Source organism: Staphylococcus pettenkoferi, from assembly GCF_002902685.1.
GTDB classification, from domain to species: Bacteria; Bacillota; Bacilli; order Staphylococcales; family Staphylococcaceae; genus Staphylococcus; species Staphylococcus pettenkoferi.
In genome coordinates this window covers 1-19,320 of the sequence record NZ_PPRN01000021.1, presented here as the reverse complement: position 1 = coordinate 19,320, position 19,320 = coordinate 1, and the positions used below count along the sequence as shown (strand labels likewise).

The window sequence follows — 19,320 nt, the reverse complement described above, 5'->3', positions numbered from 1 at the left end:
AAGAAAATCGAGTAAATTAAAAAGCTGGAACCCACGATTAAGTGAATTCCAGCTTTCTTCATTATATACTGATTAGCGAATTTCTTGGATACGAGCAGCTTTACCACGTAAGTGACGTAAGTAGTATAATTTAGCACGACGTACTTTACCACGACGTTTCACTTCAATCTTCTCGATCTTAGGAGTGTAAAGTGGGAATGTACGTTCAACACCTACACCTGAAGAAATCTTACGTACTGTGAATGTTTCAGAAATGCCTCCGCCACGGCGTTTGATTACAACACCTTCGAAGACTTGGACACGTTCACGTGAACCTTCGATGATACGAACGTGTACACGTAAAGTATCTCCAGCACGGAATGTAGGAATATCGTCACGTAATTGTGATTTCGTAACTGCTTCAATAAGTTTGTGATTACTCATAGTAAATTCTCTCCTTCAACCTATGTTCATGCCTAGACAATAATATAGCAGCGGATCATAGTGATTTTTCGTGCATTGCACACTTACATTATGCTAGCACAAACACTTTTACTTTTCAATTCCTTTTCGATATCTTTTTAGAATATCTTGATCCTGCTTTGTTAATTCAGCTTTGTCCAATAAATCCGGTCTATTGCGATACGTGCGCAGCAGCTTCTGCTCACGTCGCCACGCATCGATTCGTGCATGATTTCCTGACAACAATACTTCTGGTACGTTCATACCTCGATATTCTCGCGGACGCGTATACTGAGGAAATTCTAACAAGCCGTCTTGGAACGAGTCATCTTCATGAGATTGTTGATTCCCGAGTACACCTGGAATAAGCCGCACAATCGCATCAGTCATCGTCATCGCAGGTAGTTCGCCGCCAGTCAACACGTAGTCGCCAATAGAAATTTCATCTGTCACAAGATGTTCTCGAATTCGCTCATCATATCCTTCATAGTGACCACAAATAAAGACGAGATGTTCCGCTTTACTCAACTCTTGCGCTTTCTCTTGGGTAAAAGGTTCACCTTGCGGACACATTAAGACGACACGTGTCTTAGGTGTGTGTTGGAGACTTTCTAACGCGTTAAATATCGGTTCCGGCTTCAACACCATCCCTTGTCCGCCACCAAAAGGATAGTCGTCTACTTGATTATGCTTATTCTCCGTATAATCTCGAAAGTTAACAGTATTCACGTTAAGCATGCCTTTGTCTTGCGCTCTTTTCAAAATAGAGTGATTAAGCACACCCTCAAACATTTCAGGAAATAACGTTAAATAGTCAATTCTCATCAATCTAACAATCCTTCCATTGGCGTGATATGTATTTGACGCCCTTCTACATCAACCTCTTTTACAACATCAGCGATATAAGGAATTAAATACTCTTTGTCACCTTGAACGACCCATACATCATTTGCACCTGTTTCAAAGATTTCAGTCACTCGACCAAGCGGTTCGCCCTCATTAAAGACTGTGCAACCGATAATATCAGAATAATAATATTCATTCTCCGCCAGTTCAATATCCTCATGATCACGCTCTTGATATAACGTTTCACCTATCAAATGTTCTACATCGTTGATATTGTCTCTACCTTCAAACTTCAACATATGTAGCCCTTTATGGACACGATGAGATGTGACAACTAGCTCTATCGTTTCTCCGTCTTGCGGATGAATTTCAAGCACTTCACCCTGTTGAAAACGCACATCTGTAAAGTCTGAGTTTGATTTCACTTTCACTTCACCTTTAATTCCGTGCGTATTCACAATTTCGCCTACTTCAACCTGCATAACGCAACCTCCAATACTTTGACTTAATGATTTATTATAACATGGAAATGATGCTCGCTTCTTTATTCACTCATTAGCACATGCTAACTCAAGTCATAAAAAAAGAGCAACACTCAGGTTACTCTTTTTCTAACTCATTTATTTTTCATCATCAAATTTTTTCAAGATACCTTCTCTTGATAAGATGTTGTGTACTGTGTCAGTTGGTTTAGCACCATTCTTCAACCATTTAAGTGCTAATTCTTCATCAATGATAACTTCTGGTGCATTCACGTGTTTAGGGTTGTAAGTACCGATTTGTTCGATGCTACGACCATCACGTGGCGCACGAGAATCAGCTGCTACGATACGGTAGAATGGGTTTCTTTTAGAACCTAAACGTTTTAAACGTAATTTAACTGCCATTAGTATACGCTCCTTTATATTAATAATTTCTTTTCTACAAGAATTAATAATAACAGTTGTCCAGATGTTTGTAAAGAGCTTTTTCTTTACCAAATTATTTTTCTTTAATGTGTCTGGAACATAAATAAAAGTTATTTATTTTCAATGTAATGACTCTCGCTTGCATGGGAGAAGTACAGAAATCTATGATTTCGTAGTATTTCCCCCGTAAAGCTGAGTAGAGTTCGAGAGAGCATTAGCCATCTCGAATTCAGTCAGCAACTGCGTAGGACCACACTCAACTAATTCCTCTCGCTCTTAGAGCTCTAGGAATGGATTTTCGTTGTGGTCTAGCTCCATCATGCGTCTCGAGTCGACATTGAAAATATAATAAAGATTCATTTTAAACTTGATTTTCATTTGTTTCAAACACTATTTTCTGTGAGTGTCCCAGGAGTGTTATTCAATTGAAAGTGTTTCACCTCGATGAAATCGTCATGAAGAATTTCATCAATACTCATCTCTTTATAATGTTGTTTTATTTTTTGAAGAAATAAAGGTTTGTTCATCTTCTTCTCACTAAAAAGAATACGATACATAATTGGAGCCATATAATCATCGGGTATACTAAATTGTTCGTTATCATGATGAATCGTTCTACTCGGTAAATCTTCGAGTGAAATAAATTGTGTTGAGAGTCCTGTGATAGGATACTCGTAATAGAAAAGCGCTTCATCTTCTTCAAATTGATATCGGTGGTAAGCAATGTTAAGAAGCAAGTTTAATTTCTTAAGTGTCATAGGTGCAATGAGTAGGAAGTAGCGTGCGATATCTAGAGGAACGAGTGGATAGGGTTCAGTGGCAACTTGAAGAAATTCTTCGAAATCATGATAATATTTGATATCTCGATAATAAGGATCTTCCTTAGCAATCCCTTCAGTTGATGGATCTTTACTTGGTATACTATGAATATATGTCATTACATCGTGCTCGCTTAATTTATCGAGTTCATATTGACAATCATCATTTTCTTTTATTAATAACTTATGGTAAGCGACACGTGTTCCTGTTTGATCGGCAAGTTTATCATTCTGTAGAAATATAAGTAAATGTCTATAATGCATAGGTGCTCCTTTCATCCATATTGATGGATTAATTCTGTTTCTCTCACATGCCATTTCATGTAATCTTGCTTATATGCAAGATGACTATCTCGATTTTGTTCTCTATCCTTTGCTCTCCAAATTTGGAGTTCAATAGGATAAGTGCGATTACTAAGTTTAAAATAGACATGAACTGCTTTGTATTGATTTTTAGACGAGTTTAATACAGTTATTTTATTTTTCATCTAAGTAGGAAGTGTTTCTACAGTTTCTTGTATATTTAACTTTACTTCTTTAATCGGAAGGGTTGATGTAATTATTAATCGATAGCCTAAAATATCATTTAATACCTTATTTAATGGAAAAGTTCCAAGTTTATTGTTGCGATTAAAGCGAGTGACTTTATTAATAACGCATTTAAAATTTTTTACTCTGTATTTTACGTTGTGATTGTCATTAATTGCTAATTCCTTTTCATGACTTATAAGAATATCGATATACTCTTGTAATATCATAACTATAGATGGATTAATAATATCACCTTTATGATTCATTACCTTATACACACATGTTTTCTTTAAATTGGTATTCATGTCAAGGTGTGCTGTTAATTCTGATACATACTTAGTACGGTTATAAACATTGAGCATCGTTGATTCAATTGCTGCGATTTCTTGCTGTATTATGGTGTCACCTAATCTCTTTTAAATTTCCTTTATTTGTTTATTGGATAAATAAATTATACTAACAAACACAATCCATTTCAAATATTAAGCGACCACGTGTTGATAATTTTATTAGTATAAGGTATTTAAATACCTACTCTCAATATCACTTACATTTTCTCTAAAATAAAAAACAGGACAACGATCATCAGTGAATCGCTGTCCTGCACTCGTTATGAGGTTAGAACGGTAAATTCATGCCTTTTAACATGTTCTGCATTTGTGCTTTTTTACCTTTCTTACCTTTACCGCCACCGGTAAATTGTTTCATCATTTTCTTCATCTCATTGAATTGTTTCATCAAACGATTAACTTCTTGAAGTGTGCGGCCTGACCCTTTTGCGATACGTTTCTTACGTGACACATTGAGTACTGCTGGGTTCTCACGTTCAGTCGGCGTCATAGATTGGATAATCGCTTTAATATGATCGATTTGTTTCTCGCTCATATTCAGCTTGTCCAAGCCTTTCATCTTATTCATACCTGGAATCATCTTCATAATATCATCCAGTGGGCCTAAGTTCTTCACTTGGTCAAGTTGTTCTAAGAAATCGTCCAACGTGAATGAGGAAGTTCGCATTTTCTTCTCAAGATCTTTCGCTTTTTCCTCATCCACATCTTGTTGTGCTTTCTCGATTAAACTTAGCACATCGCCCATACCTAAGATACGGGAAGCCATACGCTCGGGATGGAATGGCTCTAGACCGTCGAGTTTCTCACTCATACCGACGAATTTAATTGGTTTTTGTGTTACTGAACGGATAGATAACGCTGCACCACCACGTGTATCGCCGTCGAGTTTCGTTAACGTTACTGAAGATACGTCGAGTTGGTTATCGAATGATTCAGCAACATTAACCGCATCTTGACCGGTCATCGCATCAACCACGAGCATGATTTCGTTCGGTTTAGAGACTTCCTTAACCTCTTGTAATTCGTTCATCAATGCTTCGTCGACATGTAAACGGCCGGCTGTATCGATGATGACGAAATCGAGATGTTCTTCTTTCGCATGTTGAATCGCGTGATCCACGATATCTTGCGGCTGTACTTGGTCGCCTTCACTATATACAGGGATATCAAGTTGTTTCCCTACTGTTTGAAGTTGATCGATCGCAGCTGGACGATAGATATCGGCAGCTACTAAGAGTGGTTTTTTATTATATTTCTTACGCATCAAGAGTGCTAGCTTACCTGCTGTAGTCGTCTTACCTGCACCTTGAAGCCCTACCATCATGACTACAGTTGGCGGTTTATTCGCCATTTGAATCGTTGCATTCTCGCCACCCATGAGTTGGGTCAATTCATCCTGTACAATCTTGATTACTTGTTGCCCTGGGGTTAAGGATTTCATCACATCTGAACCTAGGGCACGATCTGATACGGTCTTAACGAAGTTCTTAACAACTTTAAAGTTAACGTCGGCTTCGAGCAATGCGAGACGGACTTCACGCATCATCGTCTTGATATCCGCTTCCGTGACTTTCCCTTTACCACGGATCTTCTGCATCGTCTGTTGTAAACGATCCGACAAGCCTTCAAATGCCATATCAAATCCCCTCCTTTGTAAAAGTGTTATTCGAGTTCTTCTAATTGTTGAATGAGTTCAGCAATTTTATCTTTATCATCTATATGCGCCTTCATCTCGTTATAAAGCTCTTGGCGCTTTTCAAAATTACGATATAAATTTAATTTATCCTCATAATCTTCAACTAAATCGCCAGTTCTTCTAATATTATCATATACTGCTTGGCGACTCACATCAAAAGTTTCTGCAATCTCACTCAATGAATAATCTTGAAGATAGAACAGTTCAAGATAGTTGCGCTGTTTCTCAGTGAGTAATGATTGATAGAAATCAAAGAGATAATTCATTCTCAACGTCTTAACTAAATCACCATTACTCATGTGGACGACCTTCTGTTTCTGAAGCTGCGTCATCACCTTCTTGATCAGTTTCCTCTGCTTCAGCGTCTACATTTTGTTCAATCATATCAGCGAAGAGACCATAAACGTAGCTTTCTGGGTTAAATGGTTGAAGGTCATCTAAGCGTTCACCTAAACCAACGTATTTCACTGGGATGTGAAGTTCGTTACGGATGGCAAGAACGATACCACCTTTAGCTGTACCATCAAGTTTCGTTAAGACGATACCTGAAACGTCTGTCACTTCTTTAAAGGCACGAGCTTGAGAAAGTGCGTTCTGACCCGTCGTCGCATCTAAGCAAAGTAAGCTTTCATGAGGCGCGTCCGGAATCGCGCGACCAATGACACGTTTCATCTTCTCAAGTTCGTTCATTAAGTTTGCTTTGTTCTGTAAACGACCTGCTGTATCGACGATTAAGATGTCGACACCTTTATGTTTCGCTGCATTCATCGCATCATATACAACAGCAGCTGGATCTGAACCTTCACTTTGGCTAATCACATCGACACTGACGCGTTCACCCCATACTTGAAGTTGACGTATCGCACCTGCTCTGAATGTATCACCAGCAGCAAGCATGACTTTCTTGCCTTCTGCTTGATAGCGGTGCGCAAGTTTACCGATTGTTGTCGTCTTACCTACACCATTAACGCCGACCATGAGCACGACATTTAAGCGGCCGTCTTCAAGGTTCATGACCTCAGAATGTTCATCATCTTGATGGTAGATTTCAACAATCTTCTCAACGATGACTTCACGTAAATCTTCAGTTTCTTGGATATTGCGACGTTTCGCTTCGTCACGAAGTTCATCTACGAGTTCCATCACTGTATTAAAGCCAACGTCTGCTGTGATTAACATCTCTTCTAATGCTTCGAAGAAATCTTCGTCTACTTTACGATAACGCGCGATGAGATTATTGAGTTGTTCTTGGAAGTTCTGACGTGATTTCTCTAAACCAGCTTTGAATTTGGCACCTAATTTTTGGGCTTCAATTTCTTCAAAGTCTTCGATGGAGATCAGTCCATCTTCATCGAAATCCGCTTCACTTAATTTCTTCGGTTTCTTCTTAGGTGGTTCGGGTTGTTCTGCAGGTTGATCGAATTGTTGCTGACTCTCATCAGACTCTGCCGAATCTAAATCTTCGAGTTGCGTTGATTCCTGGGGTTCTTCGTGTTTCTTCTCTTCTTTCGCTTGGCCTGTAAACTTGTCCTTTAAGCGTTTAAAAAAGCTCATGTTTGTTCCTCCTCCATTACCTCATCTATCGTATTTAAGTTCACACTGACTAATTTCGATACACCAGATTCTTGCATCGTCACACCGTAGAGTCGATCTGCATATTCCATCGTACCTTTTCGGTGCGTGATGACAATAAATTGCGTTTGTTCAGATAGCTGGCGTAAATATTGTGCATACCGAATTACATTCGCCTCATCTAATGCCGCTTCGACCTCATCAAGAATGACAAATGGGGCGGATCTAACTTTTAATATCGCAAAGAGTAAAGCAATGGCACTCAGTGCACGTTCCCCACCGCTTAGTAAGGATAAATGTTGCAGTTTCTTACCAGGGGGTTGCACGACAATTTCTACGCCTGCTGAGAGGTAGTCGTCGTCCGTTAAGCGTAACTCTGCTTCACCGCCGTCAAACAGAGATTTAAAGACTTCTGTAAAGTGACCCTGTACAGCGTGGAAAGTCGCTTTGAAACGATCTTTCACTTCTTGATCCATCTCTTGAATAATTTGTTCTAAAGTTGCTTTCGCTTCTCTTAAATCTGTACGTTGTTCATCTAAGAATGTATAGCGCGTGTTCAACTCCTCAAACTGTTCAATCGCATTTAAGTTAACAGGTCCGAGCTCTTCAATCGACATCTTCGTCAATTTCACCTTTTTACGCAAGCTTTCAATATCCGTATCAAGCTCATACAACGTCTTCGCATGTTCAAATGTCACATGATAGTCTTCACTGAGATGGTCAATTGCATGACTAATCAAGACGTCTAAACGTGATTGTTCTGCTTTAATATCTTGATAGCGATTCTCGATGGACAGAATGTCGCGATGTGTCTCTTGCAATAGCGCATCTGTTTCTTCTATCGTTTCATTGAGCTCTGAACGTTGTGCTTTCAATTCTTCAAGCTGTTGATTAAAACGAGACTTGTCTTCTTGCTTCTCATCAATCTGCGACTGTATTTGATCAAAGGCCTGTTGACCTGTGATTTCATCTGAATTAAAGAATTCTATCTTCTCTAATAGTTGTTCAAGTGCTTGATCGGTTTGATCGAGTTGTTCATTCAATCGCTCTTTCATTTGACGTTGTGTCTTGAGACGTTCTTTCGTTACAGCTAAATCTGATTTCTTCTGATTAAGTTGTTGTTGAAGTTGAGTCGTACTTGCTTTGCCTTCTTTATTTAATTCAGTGAGTCGCTCAATATCTTTCTCTAGCTGTGCTAAGCGTTCTTTAATCTCGGAAAGCTGTTGTTGTTTCTCATTCAACGTCGCTTTACTTTTCGCACTTTCGTAACCGTCATTTTTCTCAAATTGGAATTCTTCGTGATCATCCTTGATTTGTGCTTCATTCGTATGCAGACGATCGAGTTCGAGAGATAGCTCATGCTTGTGCTGTTTGATTTCATTATAACGTTGACTGCTGCTTAAATAATCTTCGCTAAGCTGATTTGCTTGATCATTCATCTCTTGGAATTGTTGTTCAAAATCAACCGTCTGACGATGATAGGATTCCAATTGCGCTTTCATCTTCGCTAGTTCGTCTTTCTGAGCTAAGACACTCTTCGTCTTGCGCTCACCGCCGCCGGACATCGAGCCACCAGGGTTCACGATATCGCCTTCAAGCGTCACTATCCGAGTACGGTAGCGTATCGCTCTCGCTAACTCATTCGCCTGTTTCAAATCATTAACGATAATCGTATTGCCTAGCAGGTTTCGAACGATGTGTTGATATTGTGGATCTACTGAAATCGCTTCAGAGGCAATATTTATAAATCCTTCCGCTCGTTCTGCGATAGATTGAATTTCTGCAGATAACTGGCGTGGTTTAATAACATTTAAAGGTAAAAATGTAGCACGTCCTAGGCTATGTTGTTTCAGATACTGAATCGCTTGGCGACCGGCTTGCTCCGTTTCAACAATGACATGTTGCATTGAAGCACCTAAGGCGATTTCGATTGCTTTCGTGAGTTCTGACGGTACATCGATAATTTCTGCGACTGCCCCATGTATACCGGATAACTGTGTATCCTTTGCTTTTAATACATGTTTAACGCCATTGAAGAAGTAGTTATAGCCTTCCTGTTGCGCTGACATACTATCGATGCGTGATTTTAGCTTTTCATTATAACGATACGCTTGATGAAGCTGATGTTCATATTCTGACTGTTTCTTCTTCACACGCGTCAATTCTTGTTCGCGTTGATTTAATTCTTGTTCAATCGCTTTCAACTCTTTGTCGGCTTGTGCATGTGATTGTTCCGTTGTCACGATTTCTTGTTGTACTTTCTGTAATGCTTCGTAAGCTTCTCCAAGACGAGAGTCTAGCCGAGATTGCTTAGACTCATTTTCTTGAATCGTATGTTCAAGGAAGCGAATATCGTTGTTCACATCGGATTGTTCAGACATGAGTGAGTAATACTGGTCTTTCAAATCTTCTAATTGTGTTTCAGTATCATCATCAGAATGTCCTAGTTGATTCTCATACGACTGAATTTGTTGATTTAACTCTTTTTGTTGTTGCTGTAACGTCGTAATTTCTGCTTTAGCCTGCGCTAACTCTTGTTGCAAACGTTCTTTTTGTTCTTCGAGATTCTCTTGTTCCTCTTCGAAACGCGCATTCGTTTCAGATTGGTTCTTCTGACGTTCTTTTAACACATTCAGCTGACCATTGTATTTTTCAAGGTCTTCCGTCGCTTTCATGAGCTGATAGTTTAATTTTTCGATTTCATTATCATATTGTTGGCGTTCAGATTTGTATTTATTTAATGCCTTCGTATGTTGAACTTTATTGGCTTCTTTTGTTTCTTGCTGGCTTTTTAACGAATTTAATTGCTCATCTAACTCATGGACATTGTCGTTGTACGTTTCAATATCATGAACCGTAACGAGTATGTCACTTTTCTCCATCTCAGCAGCGAGATGTTGATACTCTTTCGCAATAGAAGCTTCTTCACGTAGAGGCTCCACACGACCTTCAAGATCGTACAGGATATCTTCTACACGTGTTAAGTTGTCCTCAGTTTGATCTAGTTTCTGAACAGAGGACGCCTTTCTCTTCTTGTATTTCAACACACCTGCTGATTCTTCGATAATCTGACGTCTGTCTATCGGCTTGGCATTTAGAATTTCGTCGACTCTGCCTTGTGAAATAATACTAAACGCTTCTTTACCTAACCCTGAATCTAGGAAAAGGTCTACGATATCTTTCAAACGTGCACGTTCATTGTTCAAGTAGTATTCACTTTCGCCACTGCGATATAAACGACGTGTGACAGTGACGAGTTCGGCGTCATATTGTAACTTCCCAGAGCTGTTATCTAGTTTCAGTTGCACCTCTGCGTAGTTCTGCGCTTTACGATGTTCGGCACCCGAGAAGATAATATCTTCCATCTTTGAACCACGTAAAGACTTTGCGGATTGTTCGCCTAGCACCCATTTAATCGCATCGGTAATATTACTTTTACCACTGCCATTGGGACCTACGATAGCAGTGACGCCATTATCAAATTGAACGTCTGTATGATCAGCAAACGATTTAAAGCCGTATGCATCTATAGATTTTAAATATACCATGCTTTACTCCTTATCCTTACTCGCTCAAAGGTCTTAAGACTTTGGATTCATTACTTTAAAAGCACTTTCGGCTGCTTTCTGTTCAGATTCTTTCTTCGTCTTACCTTTACCTGTCGCAATCGCTTCACCTTTCAACATCACTTGGGACGTAAATAATCGGTGATGCGCTGGACCTTCTTCTTTAACGAGACGATATGTCACGTCGCCACGATTATGTTGATGTACAAATTCCTGGAATTGCGTCTTGAAGTCCACTACACCTTGGAGTTCATCATCTTCAACATAAGGAAAGATCACTTGTTGCGCAAATTGATTCACAACAGTTAATCCTTGATCTAAGTAGAGCGCACCTACGAAGGCTTCAAAGGCATCTGAAACGAGTGAAGGACGCGTTCTGCCTCCAGTCTTCTCTTCACCTTTACCTAACAGTATAAGCTCATTTAAGTTAATCTTATTCGCAAATATTACAAGTGATGGCTCACACACGATCGTCGCTCTCATCTTAGTCAAATTCCCTTCCGGCAGATCGGGATATTTGTCGAAAAGATAGCGTGATACCGTCAATTCTAATACTGCGTCACCTAGAAATTCTAAACGCTCATTGTGTTCTAAACGATTCATGTTGAAGTCGTTGATAAAGCTGGAATGAGAGAAAGCCTGTTGATACAGCGCGATGTTCTCGTAAGGTAGTTTAAGTTCTTTCATCTTTGTAGCGAATTGAGTCCGAAATGATTGCTCGATTTGTTCTTTATAATTTGTCGACAATAGTTTGACGCCTCCTTCTCTTTCTTTACGCACACTGTTAATTCTACGTGAATTAATAGTAAAACTAAAGTGGAGAGATAAAGATTTACTAAATATTTAACATGCGCACGAGTGCTTTTCTTGCGCATAAAAAATCTGAGTCGATGTATTCAACGACTCAGATTCACATATATTATTTTTCAAGGCTGTTAATATATTTAACAGCATCACCAACAGTGTTGATTTTTTCTGCTTCTTCGTCTGGAATTTCAGTACCAAATTCGTCTTCTAATTCCATTACTAATTCAGCAATGTCAAGTGAGTCAGCGCCTAAATCATCTTTGAAAGATGCATCTTCAGTTACTTTATCAGCATCAACACCTAAACGGTCAACGATGATGTCTTTTACTTTATCGAAGTTTTCCACGTCGAGTCACCTCCTTTTAAAGTCAACATATAGACCTTATTATTTTCCCATTTTATGAAGTGAAATACAAGTGAAATTTCATGGTGTTAATGAAACGCAAGTCTTATAAGCTAGAATATGCGTTTCATACTCTCGTGGATTTCAAACTGTTTCATCTCACTTCGTAACTACCCTTGAACGGGGAAATTACATGTACATACCGCCGTTAACATGAATTGTTTGACCAGTGATATATTTCGCTTTATCAGAAGCTAAGAATGTGACAGTATCCGCGATATCTTGGTCTTTACCAAAGCGTTTAAGCGGAATTTGATCTAACATTTGTTCTTTCAAATCATCACTTAATGCGTCAGTCATGTCTGACACGATGAAACCAGGTGCGACAGCGTTGACTGTGATATTACGTGAAGCTAATTCACGTGCAGTTGATTTCGTTAAACCAAGGACACCTGCTTTCGTAGCAACGTAATTAGCTTGTCCTGGGTTACCCACAGAACCTACGACACTTGATAAGTTGATGATAGAACCGCTTTTTTGTCTCAACATTTGTGGTGTAACCTTTTGAATACAATTGAAGACACCTTTGAGGTTCGTATCAATGACATCGTCCCACTCTTGTTCTTTCATACGCATGAGTAGGTTATCACGTGTGATCCCTGCATTGTTCACGAGCACATCAATTGAACCGAACGTACTTACGACTTCTTTAATCATCGCTTTGACTTCATCGCCATTGGCTACGTTAGCTTGAATCGCGAAGCTTTCTACGCCTTTACCTTTAATTTCTTCAACCACAGCTTCTGCTTTATCTTTGTTACCTGCGTAATTGACTGCTACGTTATAGCCTTCTTCAGCAAATTGTAAAGCAATGCTACGTCCGATACCGCGTGAAGCACCTGTAACTAATACGTTCTTACTCATCTTCATTCCATCCTTTCACATCTTCTAAAGTTTGAATAGAAGTTAATTTCACATCACGATTAATCTTTTTAATCAAACCTGAAAGTACTCTACCTGGACCAATTTCGATAAAATGATCTACGCCGTCTTCAATCAATTGTTCTGTAGATTTAATAAATTGAACCGGTGAATACAATTGTTTAATCATATTCTGCTTAATCGTTTCAGCATCTGTTTCTCCTTGTGCGTTCACGTTCTGAACGACAGGGAATTGAGCATCATGCCATTCAAATTGATCGATATAATCAGCGAAATCTTGTTCGATGACTTGCATCATAGATGAATGGAACGGACCTGAAACAGGTAGAGGCATAACACGTTTCGCACCGAGTGATTTGCCCTCTTTCGCAAGTTGATCGATCAATGACTTGTATCCAGATACGACGATTTGCCCTGGAGAATTAATGTTTGCGGGTTCAATAATTTCATCATCTGTAGACAATGAACGACAAATTTCGTCAACTTTGTCATAGTCTAAACCGAGCACAGCAGCCATGCCACCCACACCATTTGGGAAGGCGTCTGCCATGAGTTGACCACGCTTGCGCACAATCTTCACTGCATCTTCAAATGAGAGCACACCACTTGCGACAAGGCTGGCATATTCACCTAAACTATGCCCCATCGTATAATCAGCGTCGATGTTGTTAAGTGCGCGATATAACGCCATACTATGTGTCACTAATGCGGGTTGTGTGTTCTCAGTTTGATTCAACTTACCATCATTATCAGTGAACATCGTTTCTAACAAATCAAAGTCTAACGCTTCTTGCGCAGTATTGAGCACTTCTGTTGCTTGTGCGTCGTGTTCATAAAGATCTTGAGCCATTCCGACTTTCTGAGACCCTTGACCAGGGAAGATAATTGCTGTCTTACCCATGATTATTCACCCACCGTTTCTCTCATAGTTTCTACGATCTTCTCTTCTGCTGCAATCTTAGCTTGTCTGATTGCTGAATAGAACGCTTTCGCACTTGAACTTCCGTGTGCTTTAACTACGATGCCATCTAGCCCAAGTAGTACTGAACCACCGTATTCAGCATAGTCCATTTTCGTTTGCACTTCCTTCAAATCTTTCTTGATCAGCAGACCTGCGATTTTGTTTTTAAAATTACTGAGCAGCGTCTCTTTGAACATTTTACCAATAGACTTCGCAGTACCTTCTAAGTTCTTCAAAATCATATTACCTGTGTAACCATCTGTGACTACGACATCCGCTACATCTTCCATTAAACCTTTGGCCTCAACGTTACCTTTGAAATTAATGTCGTCTTGTTCTTTCATTAAATTATAAGCATTCTTCGTTAATGAATTCCCTTTGGCCGCTTCTGTACCGATGTTTAACAATCCAATAGATGGATTGTGAACGCCTCTAAATTTCTGAGCGTAAATATGGCCAAGTTGGGCATATTGTAATAAATGTTCCGCTTTCGCATCCGCGTTCGCACCCACGTCCATAAATACGAAACCTTTACCTGAAATTGTAGGTAGCGTAACTACCAACGCGGGTCTTGCCACACCTTTAATACGGCCAACAATGAATAATCCTGATGACATGAGCGCGCCGGTATTACCTGCAGAGACGCAACCTGCTGCTTCGCCGTGTTTCACTGCTTCAGCCATGCGAACCATTGAACTGTCTTTCTTACGTTTAATCGCACGGACTGGCTCGTCATCCATAGCGATTTCTTCAGTACAATGACGAAATTCAATGCGTTCATGATTGAGTGTGTATTGTTTCTCGTCACCAAATAGAATAATTTCAAGATCTTGAAAATCTTTGATTGCTTGTTGTACTGCATCTAGCACAATTTGGGGTGCATCGTCGCCACCCATCATATCAATTGCTATCTTAACCATTTCGTTCATCCTCACTTGTGTAATACATTTTGAAAGTACCTGTAAATACGAGGTCTTCACGGACGTATGATTTCACCTTTATTATATAATAATTGTCTTTAATCTCTATCATTTGAGCTTCTGCTTTAACTGTATCATGTAGTTTGACCGGCTTGATAAATTGCACTTCACTTGATTGGGTCAATACTACGGGTTTATGTATCAATGCTACGCAAAGCGAATTGGCTTGTGCAAAGACCACGTGTCCTCGAGCAATTTGATTGCGTGAGAAGACAGATTCTTCGTTGATGTGTATAACAGATGTTGCTCGTTCGTCAGGTGTCACATCGATTACATTCCCGATGATCTCATTGCCTTCAATCGAACGGATACGTGCGTGGTTCTTCTCTGCCACTTGTTGAATTCGTTTACGCAATTCTGGGATATTCAAATGCGTACGGTCTAACCGCACTGTTTGAATACTCACGTTAAACTGGGTACTAAGTTCGTGGTCGGTAATAAAAGGGTTCTTATCAATTGCTTCACGAATCGCTTGACGTCGTATTTCTTTTTTCAACTTAGCCATTCTACGTCACCCTTCAAAGATTTTTAGTACCTAGTCATAACATTCCTCACATATCATAACACTTTCTAAATAGTTTACTCAACAAATAAAGTAATAAAATAAAGGAATGAGTCATGGACCTCATAATCGTCACACATTGCTCATCCCTTCCTTGTTTGTATATTAATCAAAGCTCGTATAAAGTAGATTATCCTCAATAAAAGAACGTAAAGTGGCGTATTCCTCAGTAAAGAATTGGCCCGATTGTATCAATTCACCTGCTTCATCACGCGCCACTTCTAACATTTTATAATCTTCGACAACATTGGCCACTAAGAAGTCAGGCAAACCACTTTGTTTCACCCCAAAGAAGTCACCTGGTCCCCGCATTTCAAGGTCACGTTCACTCAACTCAAAGCCGTCGTTGGTCTCAGTCATAATATTCATACGCTCAATGCCTGTCTCCGTCTTCGGTGAAGCAATGAGCACACAGTAACTTTGATGCTCACTGCGACCTACACGCCCCCGTAACTGATGGAGCGTTGATAAGCCAAAGCGGTCAGCATCATAAATCATCATAAATGTGGCATTGGGTACGTTGACCCCGACTTCGATAACAGTAGTGGACACGAGAATATCAATCTCATGATCACTAAAACGTTGCATCACGTCATCTTTCTCTTCTGAGGTCATCTTGCCATGTAATAGACCCACACGCGATTCGCCGTAATAGACCTGCATGGCTTCGTATAGTTCAACAACATTCTGCACATCTTCAAGGTGCTCAGAACTTTCAATTAACGGACAAATCACGTAGGCTTGCCGCCCTTTGCGTAACTCGCTCGTCATTTGAGTTAAGACCTCTTCGTAGGCTTCATGTTTCGCCCATGAGGTGATGATTGGCTTGCGACCTTTCGGCAGTTGCTTAATTGAAGAAACATCCATTTCTCCAAACACAGAAATGGCTAAGGTACGTGGAATTGGCGTTGCCGTCATAAATAGGACATTGGTCATTGCCCCTTTCTCACGAAGAAGCTGTCGTTGATTCACGCCGAAACGATGTTGCTCATCGGTAATGACTAAACCGACATCTTTGAAAATGACATCATCTTGAATTAAAGCGTGCGTACCGATCACACAATCAATTTCGCCTGCTTCCAATTGTTCAAGCAACAATGCCCGTTTCTTCCCTTTAACAGAACCTGTCAGCAAAGCTATATTCATCGTATCTCCAAATAACTCACTTAAACTTTCAGCATGTTGCTCGGCGAGTATTTCTGTCGGTACCATTAACGCAGATTGATACCCTGCTGTTTTCAGCGCGTACATACATATCGCAGCGACGACCGTTTTACCAGAACCGACATCACCTTGAAGTAAACGATGCATGCGAATGGGCGCTTTCAAATCCCTAAATATTTCGTTCACACTTTGTTTCTGTGCATCAGTGAGTTCAAACGGCAAACTTGCGATAAATGCTTTAACTTGCTCAATGTCATAATTGATTTCGATGGCCTCGTCTGAAGTCTTCTCTAAACGATTTAACCACTGCATACGAAGTTCGAACATAAAGAGTTCAGTGAAAGCGTAGGTACGACGTGCACGTAGGAGTTCCGTCTTATCTGGCGCGTAATGCAGCGTACGTATCGTATCTGCCAGTGGTTCAAGTTTATATTTGTTGCGCAAACCTTCCGAGAGCCACTCTTCAATCGTCACCTCATTAAGCACTTGACGTATCATATCTCTTAGCGGTTTCTGTTTAATCCCTTCTTTAATGCGATAAACCGGTTCAAGATGCGTTTCACCTTGTTCCTCGGCACTGAAATACATTCGATTACCATTGATTTCTTGTTTCCGACGATTCCATTTACCTTTAATGGTCACAAGTTCATTGAGTTGAATTTTCTTTTTCAAATAAGGTTGGTTAAAAAAGATCGCCTTCACTGCGATATTATTGACGAGTAAGTGGACGGTCAGCTTAGATTTATTTCGTCCAAAAAAAGCGACAGTAGGCGTCGAATACACTTCTCCCACTACTGTCACGACGGTTTGATCTTCAGCTTGATTTAAATCTACTACAGTATTATCTTCATATCTGACTGGAAAATATAAGACTAAATCTTCGATCGTTTGAATGTTTAACTCATTGAGCACTGCTAAACGCTTTGGCCCCAAACCTTTTACTGATGATAAGGGAAAAGGGCTCTCAATTAAATGGACTTTCGACATATTAATCACCAAATATTTGTTGTTTTAAGCGCTGACCTGTCGGCGTACCTGCTAAGCCACCTCTTCCTGTTTCACGCAAAGCGGATGGCATTGTTTGTCCAATACGAAACATCGCTTCAATAACCTCGTCTGTCGGAATGCGCGATTGAATTCCTGCTAATGCCATATCTGCCGAAACTACTGCATTCGAAGACCCTGCTGCATTACGTTTCACACAAGGCACTTCTACTAAGCCAGCGACTGGATCACACACTAAACCTAGCATATTTTTCAAACAAATTGCAAAGGCTTCAGCTGATTGCTGTGGCGATCCACCCGCAAGTTCTACGGTTGCTGCAGCTGCCATCGCTGCCGCAGAACCGACCTCAGCTTGACATCCACCCGCTGCTCCGGAAATTGACGCATTATTAGCAACTACAAATCCAAAGGCACCAGCAGTTAACAGGAAGTTAAGCATATCTCTTCGTGAAGGATGCAGCTTGGAACGTAAGCCAAATAAGACGCCTGGTACCACGCCTGCCGAACCTGCAGTGGGTGTCGCACAAATTTTACCCATAGCGGCATTGACCTCGTTGGTCGCCATAGCTCGACTCACTACATCGAGCATCGTCTCGCCTGCTAAAGAGGCGCCCGATGCGATGTAACGTTGTAGTAATAGCGCATCTCCGCCAGTAAGCCCCGTCGTCGAAACAACTCCCTCACCAGTAAGGCCTTGCTCTAAAGCATGCTCCATCGTCTGTAAATTCTTGTCCATTCGTGCGTAAACTTCTTCCTCAGTAAGCCCTGTCACTGACATCTCTTGACGCATCATCACTTCATGAATCGTCAGTGATTCAGCGTCACAAATTGCTAGTAATTCTTTGATACTCTTAAACATCATTCTCCCCCTGTTAATCATTCCCCATCAGCGACACTGTAACGACGCCTTCAACTTGTCGTATCTGCGTAAGAATCTCATCGTCGATTGCATCATCCAGCTCAAACGTCATCAATGCTTGATCACCTTTCTCCTTACGAGATACTTGCATGGTTCCAACATTAATACTGTGCTCACCAAGTATATTTGCAACTTTACCAATCGTTCCAAAGGTATCTTGGTGAAAGACGAGCAGAGCAGGATAATTTCCACTCAACGTAATCTTAAAGCCATTAATTGCTACAATTTCAATATTGCCGCCACCGATTGAAATGCCTTCTACAGAAATATCTTTATCTCCTTTACGCATGTGTAGAATCGTTGTATTTGGGTGAGAACGTTCTTCTTTCATTTCGATAAAGTTAATACGTATCCCCATTGCTTCGGCTGTTTGGATGCTTGTTGGCAAACGGTCATCATCTGTATCGTAACCTAACAACCCTCCAACTAAAGCGACATCCGTCCCATGACCTTTGTAAGTTTCCATAAATGACCCATAGAGGTAAATATCCACTTGGTCAGGCAACTCAGCGAACAAGCCTCTAGCCACCAAACCGATACGTACAGCCCCAGCTGTATGCGAAGAAGAAGGGCCTACCATAGTGGGTCCTATAATATCAAATACACTTTTAAACTTCATTGTTGTCTCCTATCGTTGTCTATATTTATCGAGTCCTATTTCAGTTTTGAAAAAATGAGTTAGCCATAAAATGTTGTCAGTTTATTGTAGAAATCAAATGTATGCTTACATCGACTTTCTCATGATTTATAAAAGCGTTTTCACAGTTTGTTATGCTCGTTTATTATAGCAGGAGTTCTAGCAATAAGAAAGTTATTGAAACGCTATAAATACTGTCATATCAGTATTTTAGAGTATATGTATTTAATGTGATTGGACAATGAATATTTAGGTATTTAGTTCATTATTAT

General features: G+C 40.1%; 19 protein-coding genes. All 19 read right to left on the bottom strand.

What is annotated here, in order from left to right; genetic code table 11:
• Positions 1 to 72: 72 nt before the first annotated feature.
• On the bottom strand, positions 73 to 423 hold the full coding sequence (gene rplS, locus CD126_RS04735; protein ID WP_103370111.1) for a 50S ribosomal protein L19: 351 nt from the start codon (positions 421 to 423) through the stop codon (positions 73 to 75).
• Positions 424 to 531: 108 nt separating this feature from the next.
• Positions 532 to 1,266 (bottom strand): tRNA (guanosine(37)-N1)-methyltransferase TrmD, encoded by a 735-nt coding sequence (trmD, locus tag CD126_RS04730; protein ID WP_103370110.1) that lies wholly within the window; start codon positions 1,264 to 1,266, stop codon positions 532 to 534.
• Positions 1,266 to 1,769, bottom strand: a complete 504-nt coding sequence (gene rimM / locus CD126_RS04725; RefSeq protein WP_049408370.1) for a ribosome maturation factor RimM — start codon at positions 1,767 to 1,769, stop codon at positions 1,266 to 1,268. Before rimM ends, trmD begins: the two co-directional genes overlap by 1 nt.
• Positions 1,770 to 1,907: 138 nt before the next feature.
• The gene (rpsP, locus tag CD126_RS04720) at positions 1,908 to 2,174 is read right to left on the bottom strand and encodes a 30S ribosomal protein S16 (protein WP_002472408.1); all 267 of its coding nucleotides are present in this window, start codon (positions 2,172 to 2,174) and stop codon (positions 1,908 to 1,910) included.
• Positions 2,175 to 2,578: 404 nt separating this feature from the next.
• On the bottom strand, positions 2,579 to 3,277 hold the full coding sequence (locus tag CD126_RS04715; protein WP_049407141.1) for a hypothetical protein: 699 nt from the start codon (positions 3,275 to 3,277) through the stop codon (positions 2,579 to 2,581).
• 224 nt (positions 3,278 to 3,501) lie between these two features.
• Positions 3,502 to 3,810, bottom strand: coding sequence for a nucleotidyltransferase family protein (locus CD126_RS04705; protein ID WP_103370109.1), 309 nt, complete (start codon positions 3,808 to 3,810; stop codon positions 3,502 to 3,504).
• Between the two features lie 352 nt (positions 3,811 to 4,162).
• Complete coding sequence (gene ffh / locus CD126_RS04700; protein WP_002472109.1) at positions 4,163 to 5,530, bottom strand: signal recognition particle protein; 1,368 nt, start codon at positions 5,528 to 5,530, stop codon at positions 4,163 to 4,165.
• Positions 5,531 to 5,556: 26 nt separating this feature from the next.
• Entirely contained in the window at positions 5,557 to 5,889 is a 333-nt protein-coding gene (locus tag CD126_RS04695) for a putative DNA-binding protein (protein WP_002472124.1), read from the bottom strand.
• Positions 5,882 to 7,144: a signal recognition particle-docking protein FtsY gene (gene ftsY / locus CD126_RS04690; RefSeq protein ID WP_103370108.1), complete on the bottom strand. Its 1,263-nt coding sequence runs from the start codon at positions 7,142 to 7,144 to the stop codon at positions 5,882 to 5,884. Before ftsY ends, CD126_RS04695 begins: the two co-directional genes overlap by 8 nt.
• A complete protein-coding gene (gene smc / locus CD126_RS04685) occupies positions 7,141 to 10,710 on the bottom strand; it encodes a chromosome segregation protein SMC (RefSeq protein ID WP_103370107.1) in 3,570 nt (1,189 codons plus the stop codon). Before smc ends, ftsY begins: the two co-directional genes overlap by 4 nt.
• 33 nt (positions 10,711 to 10,743) lie before the next feature.
• On the bottom strand, positions 10,744 to 11,415 hold the full coding sequence (rnc, locus tag CD126_RS04680; protein WP_070503412.1) for a ribonuclease III: 672 nt from the start codon (positions 11,413 to 11,415) through the stop codon (positions 10,744 to 10,746).
• A gap of 232 nt (positions 11,416 to 11,647) precedes the next feature.
• Complete coding sequence (locus tag CD126_RS04675; protein WP_001830184.1) at positions 11,648 to 11,881, bottom strand: acyl carrier protein; 234 nt, start codon at positions 11,879 to 11,881, stop codon at positions 11,648 to 11,650.
• Positions 11,882 to 12,067: 186 nt separating this feature from the next.
• Positions 12,068 to 12,802 carry a 3-oxoacyl-[acyl-carrier-protein] reductase gene (gene fabG / locus CD126_RS04670; protein WP_103370106.1) on the bottom strand — a complete coding sequence of 245 codons (735 nt, stop codon included), beginning with the start codon at positions 12,800 to 12,802 and terminating at the stop codon, positions 12,068 to 12,070.
• Positions 12,795 to 13,721 carry an ACP S-malonyltransferase gene (gene fabD, locus CD126_RS04665; RefSeq protein ID WP_049407128.1) on the bottom strand — a complete coding sequence of 309 codons (927 nt, stop codon included), beginning with the start codon at positions 13,719 to 13,721 and terminating at the stop codon, positions 12,795 to 12,797. The genes fabG and fabD overlap by 8 nt, the downstream gene beginning before the upstream one ends.
• Positions 13,722 to 13,723: 2 nt before the next feature.
• Positions 13,724 to 14,701 (bottom strand): phosphate acyltransferase PlsX, encoded by a 978-nt coding sequence (plsX, locus tag CD126_RS04660; RefSeq protein ID WP_049407126.1) that lies wholly within the window; start codon positions 14,699 to 14,701, stop codon positions 13,724 to 13,726.
• Positions 14,694 to 15,266, bottom strand: a complete 573-nt coding sequence (fapR, locus tag CD126_RS04655) for a transcription factor FapR (protein ID WP_002472118.1) — start codon at positions 15,264 to 15,266, stop codon at positions 14,694 to 14,696. The genes plsX and fapR overlap by 8 nt, the downstream gene beginning before the upstream one ends.
• A 162-nt stretch (positions 15,267 to 15,428) precedes the next feature.
• Positions 15,429 to 17,474: an ATP-dependent DNA helicase RecG gene (recG, locus tag CD126_RS04650; protein WP_049407123.1), complete on the bottom strand. Its 2,046-nt coding sequence runs from the start codon at positions 17,472 to 17,474 to the stop codon at positions 15,429 to 15,431.
• A 1-nt stretch (position 17,475) separates the two neighbouring features.
• Positions 17,476 to 18,351, bottom strand: a complete 876-nt coding sequence (gene sdaAA / locus CD126_RS04645) for an L-serine ammonia-lyase, iron-sulfur-dependent, subunit alpha (protein ID WP_103370105.1) — start codon at positions 18,349 to 18,351, stop codon at positions 17,476 to 17,478.
• A gap of 13 nt (positions 18,352 to 18,364) precedes the next feature.
• Positions 18,365 to 19,030 carry an L-serine ammonia-lyase, iron-sulfur-dependent subunit beta gene (gene sdaAB, locus CD126_RS04640; RefSeq protein ID WP_103370104.1) on the bottom strand — a complete coding sequence of 222 codons (666 nt, stop codon included), beginning with the start codon at positions 19,028 to 19,030 and terminating at the stop codon, positions 18,365 to 18,367.
• Positions 19,031 to 19,320 lie beyond the last annotated feature (290 nt).

Bases quoted from the DNA above. Each gene is read 5' to 3' on its own strand.
- rplS (WP_103370111.1), bottom strand. From the start codon at position 423: ATGAGTAATCACAAACTTATTGAAGCAGTTACGAAATCACAATTACGT.
- trmD (WP_103370110.1), bottom strand. From the start codon at position 1,266: ATGAGAATTGACTATTTAACGTTATTTCCTGAAATGTTTGAGGGTGTG.
- rimM (WP_049408370.1), bottom strand. From the start codon at position 1,769: ATGCAGGTTGAAGTAGGCGAAATTGTGAATACGCACGGAATTAAAGGT.
- rpsP (WP_002472408.1), bottom strand. From the start codon at position 2,174: ATGGCAGTTAAATTACGTTTAAAACGTTTAGGTTCTAAAAGAAACCCA.
- CD126_RS04715 (WP_049407141.1), bottom strand. From the start codon at position 3,277: ATGCATTATAGACATTTACTTATATTTCTACAGAATGATAAACTTGCC.
- CD126_RS04705 (WP_103370109.1), bottom strand. From the start codon at position 3,810: ATGAATCATAAAGGTGATATTATTAATCCATCTATAGTTATGATATTA.
- ffh (WP_002472109.1), bottom strand. From the start codon at position 5,530: ATGGCATTTGAAGGCTTGTCGGATCGTTTACAACAGACGATGCAGAAG.
- CD126_RS04695 (WP_002472124.1), bottom strand. From the start codon at position 5,889: ATGAGTAATGGTGATTTAGTTAAGACGTTGAGAATGAATTATCTCTTT.
- ftsY (WP_103370108.1), bottom strand. From the start codon at position 7,144: ATGAGCTTTTTTAAACGCTTAAAGGACAAGTTTACAGGCCAAGCGAAA.
- smc (WP_103370107.1), bottom strand. From the start codon at position 10,710: ATGGTATATTTAAAATCTATAGATGCATACGGCTTTAAATCGTTTGCT.
- rnc (WP_070503412.1), bottom strand. From the start codon at position 11,415: ATGAAAGAACTTAAACTACCTTACGAGAACATCGCGCTGTATCAACAG.
- fabG (WP_103370106.1), bottom strand. From the start codon at position 12,802: ATGAGTAAGAACGTATTAGTTACAGGTGCTTCACGCGGTATCGGACGT.
- fabD (WP_049407128.1), bottom strand. From the start codon at position 13,721: ATGGGTAAGACAGCAATTATCTTCCCTGGTCAAGGGTCTCAGAAAGTC.
- plsX (WP_049407126.1), bottom strand. From the start codon at position 14,701: ATGGTTAAGATAGCAATTGATATGATGGGTGGCGACGATGCACCCCAA.
- fapR (WP_002472118.1), bottom strand. From the start codon at position 15,266: ATGGCTAAGTTGAAAAAAGAAATACGACGTCAAGCGATTCGTGAAGCA.
- recG (WP_049407123.1), bottom strand. From the start codon at position 17,474: ATGTCGAAAGTCCATTTAATTGAGAGCCCTTTTCCCTTATCATCAGTA.
- sdaAA (WP_103370105.1), bottom strand. From the start codon at position 18,351: ATGTTTAAGAGTATCAAAGAATTACTAGCAATTTGTGACGCTGAATCA.
- sdaAB (WP_103370104.1), bottom strand. From the start codon at position 19,030: ATGAAGTTTAAAAGTGTATTTGATATTATAGGACCCACTATGGTAGGC.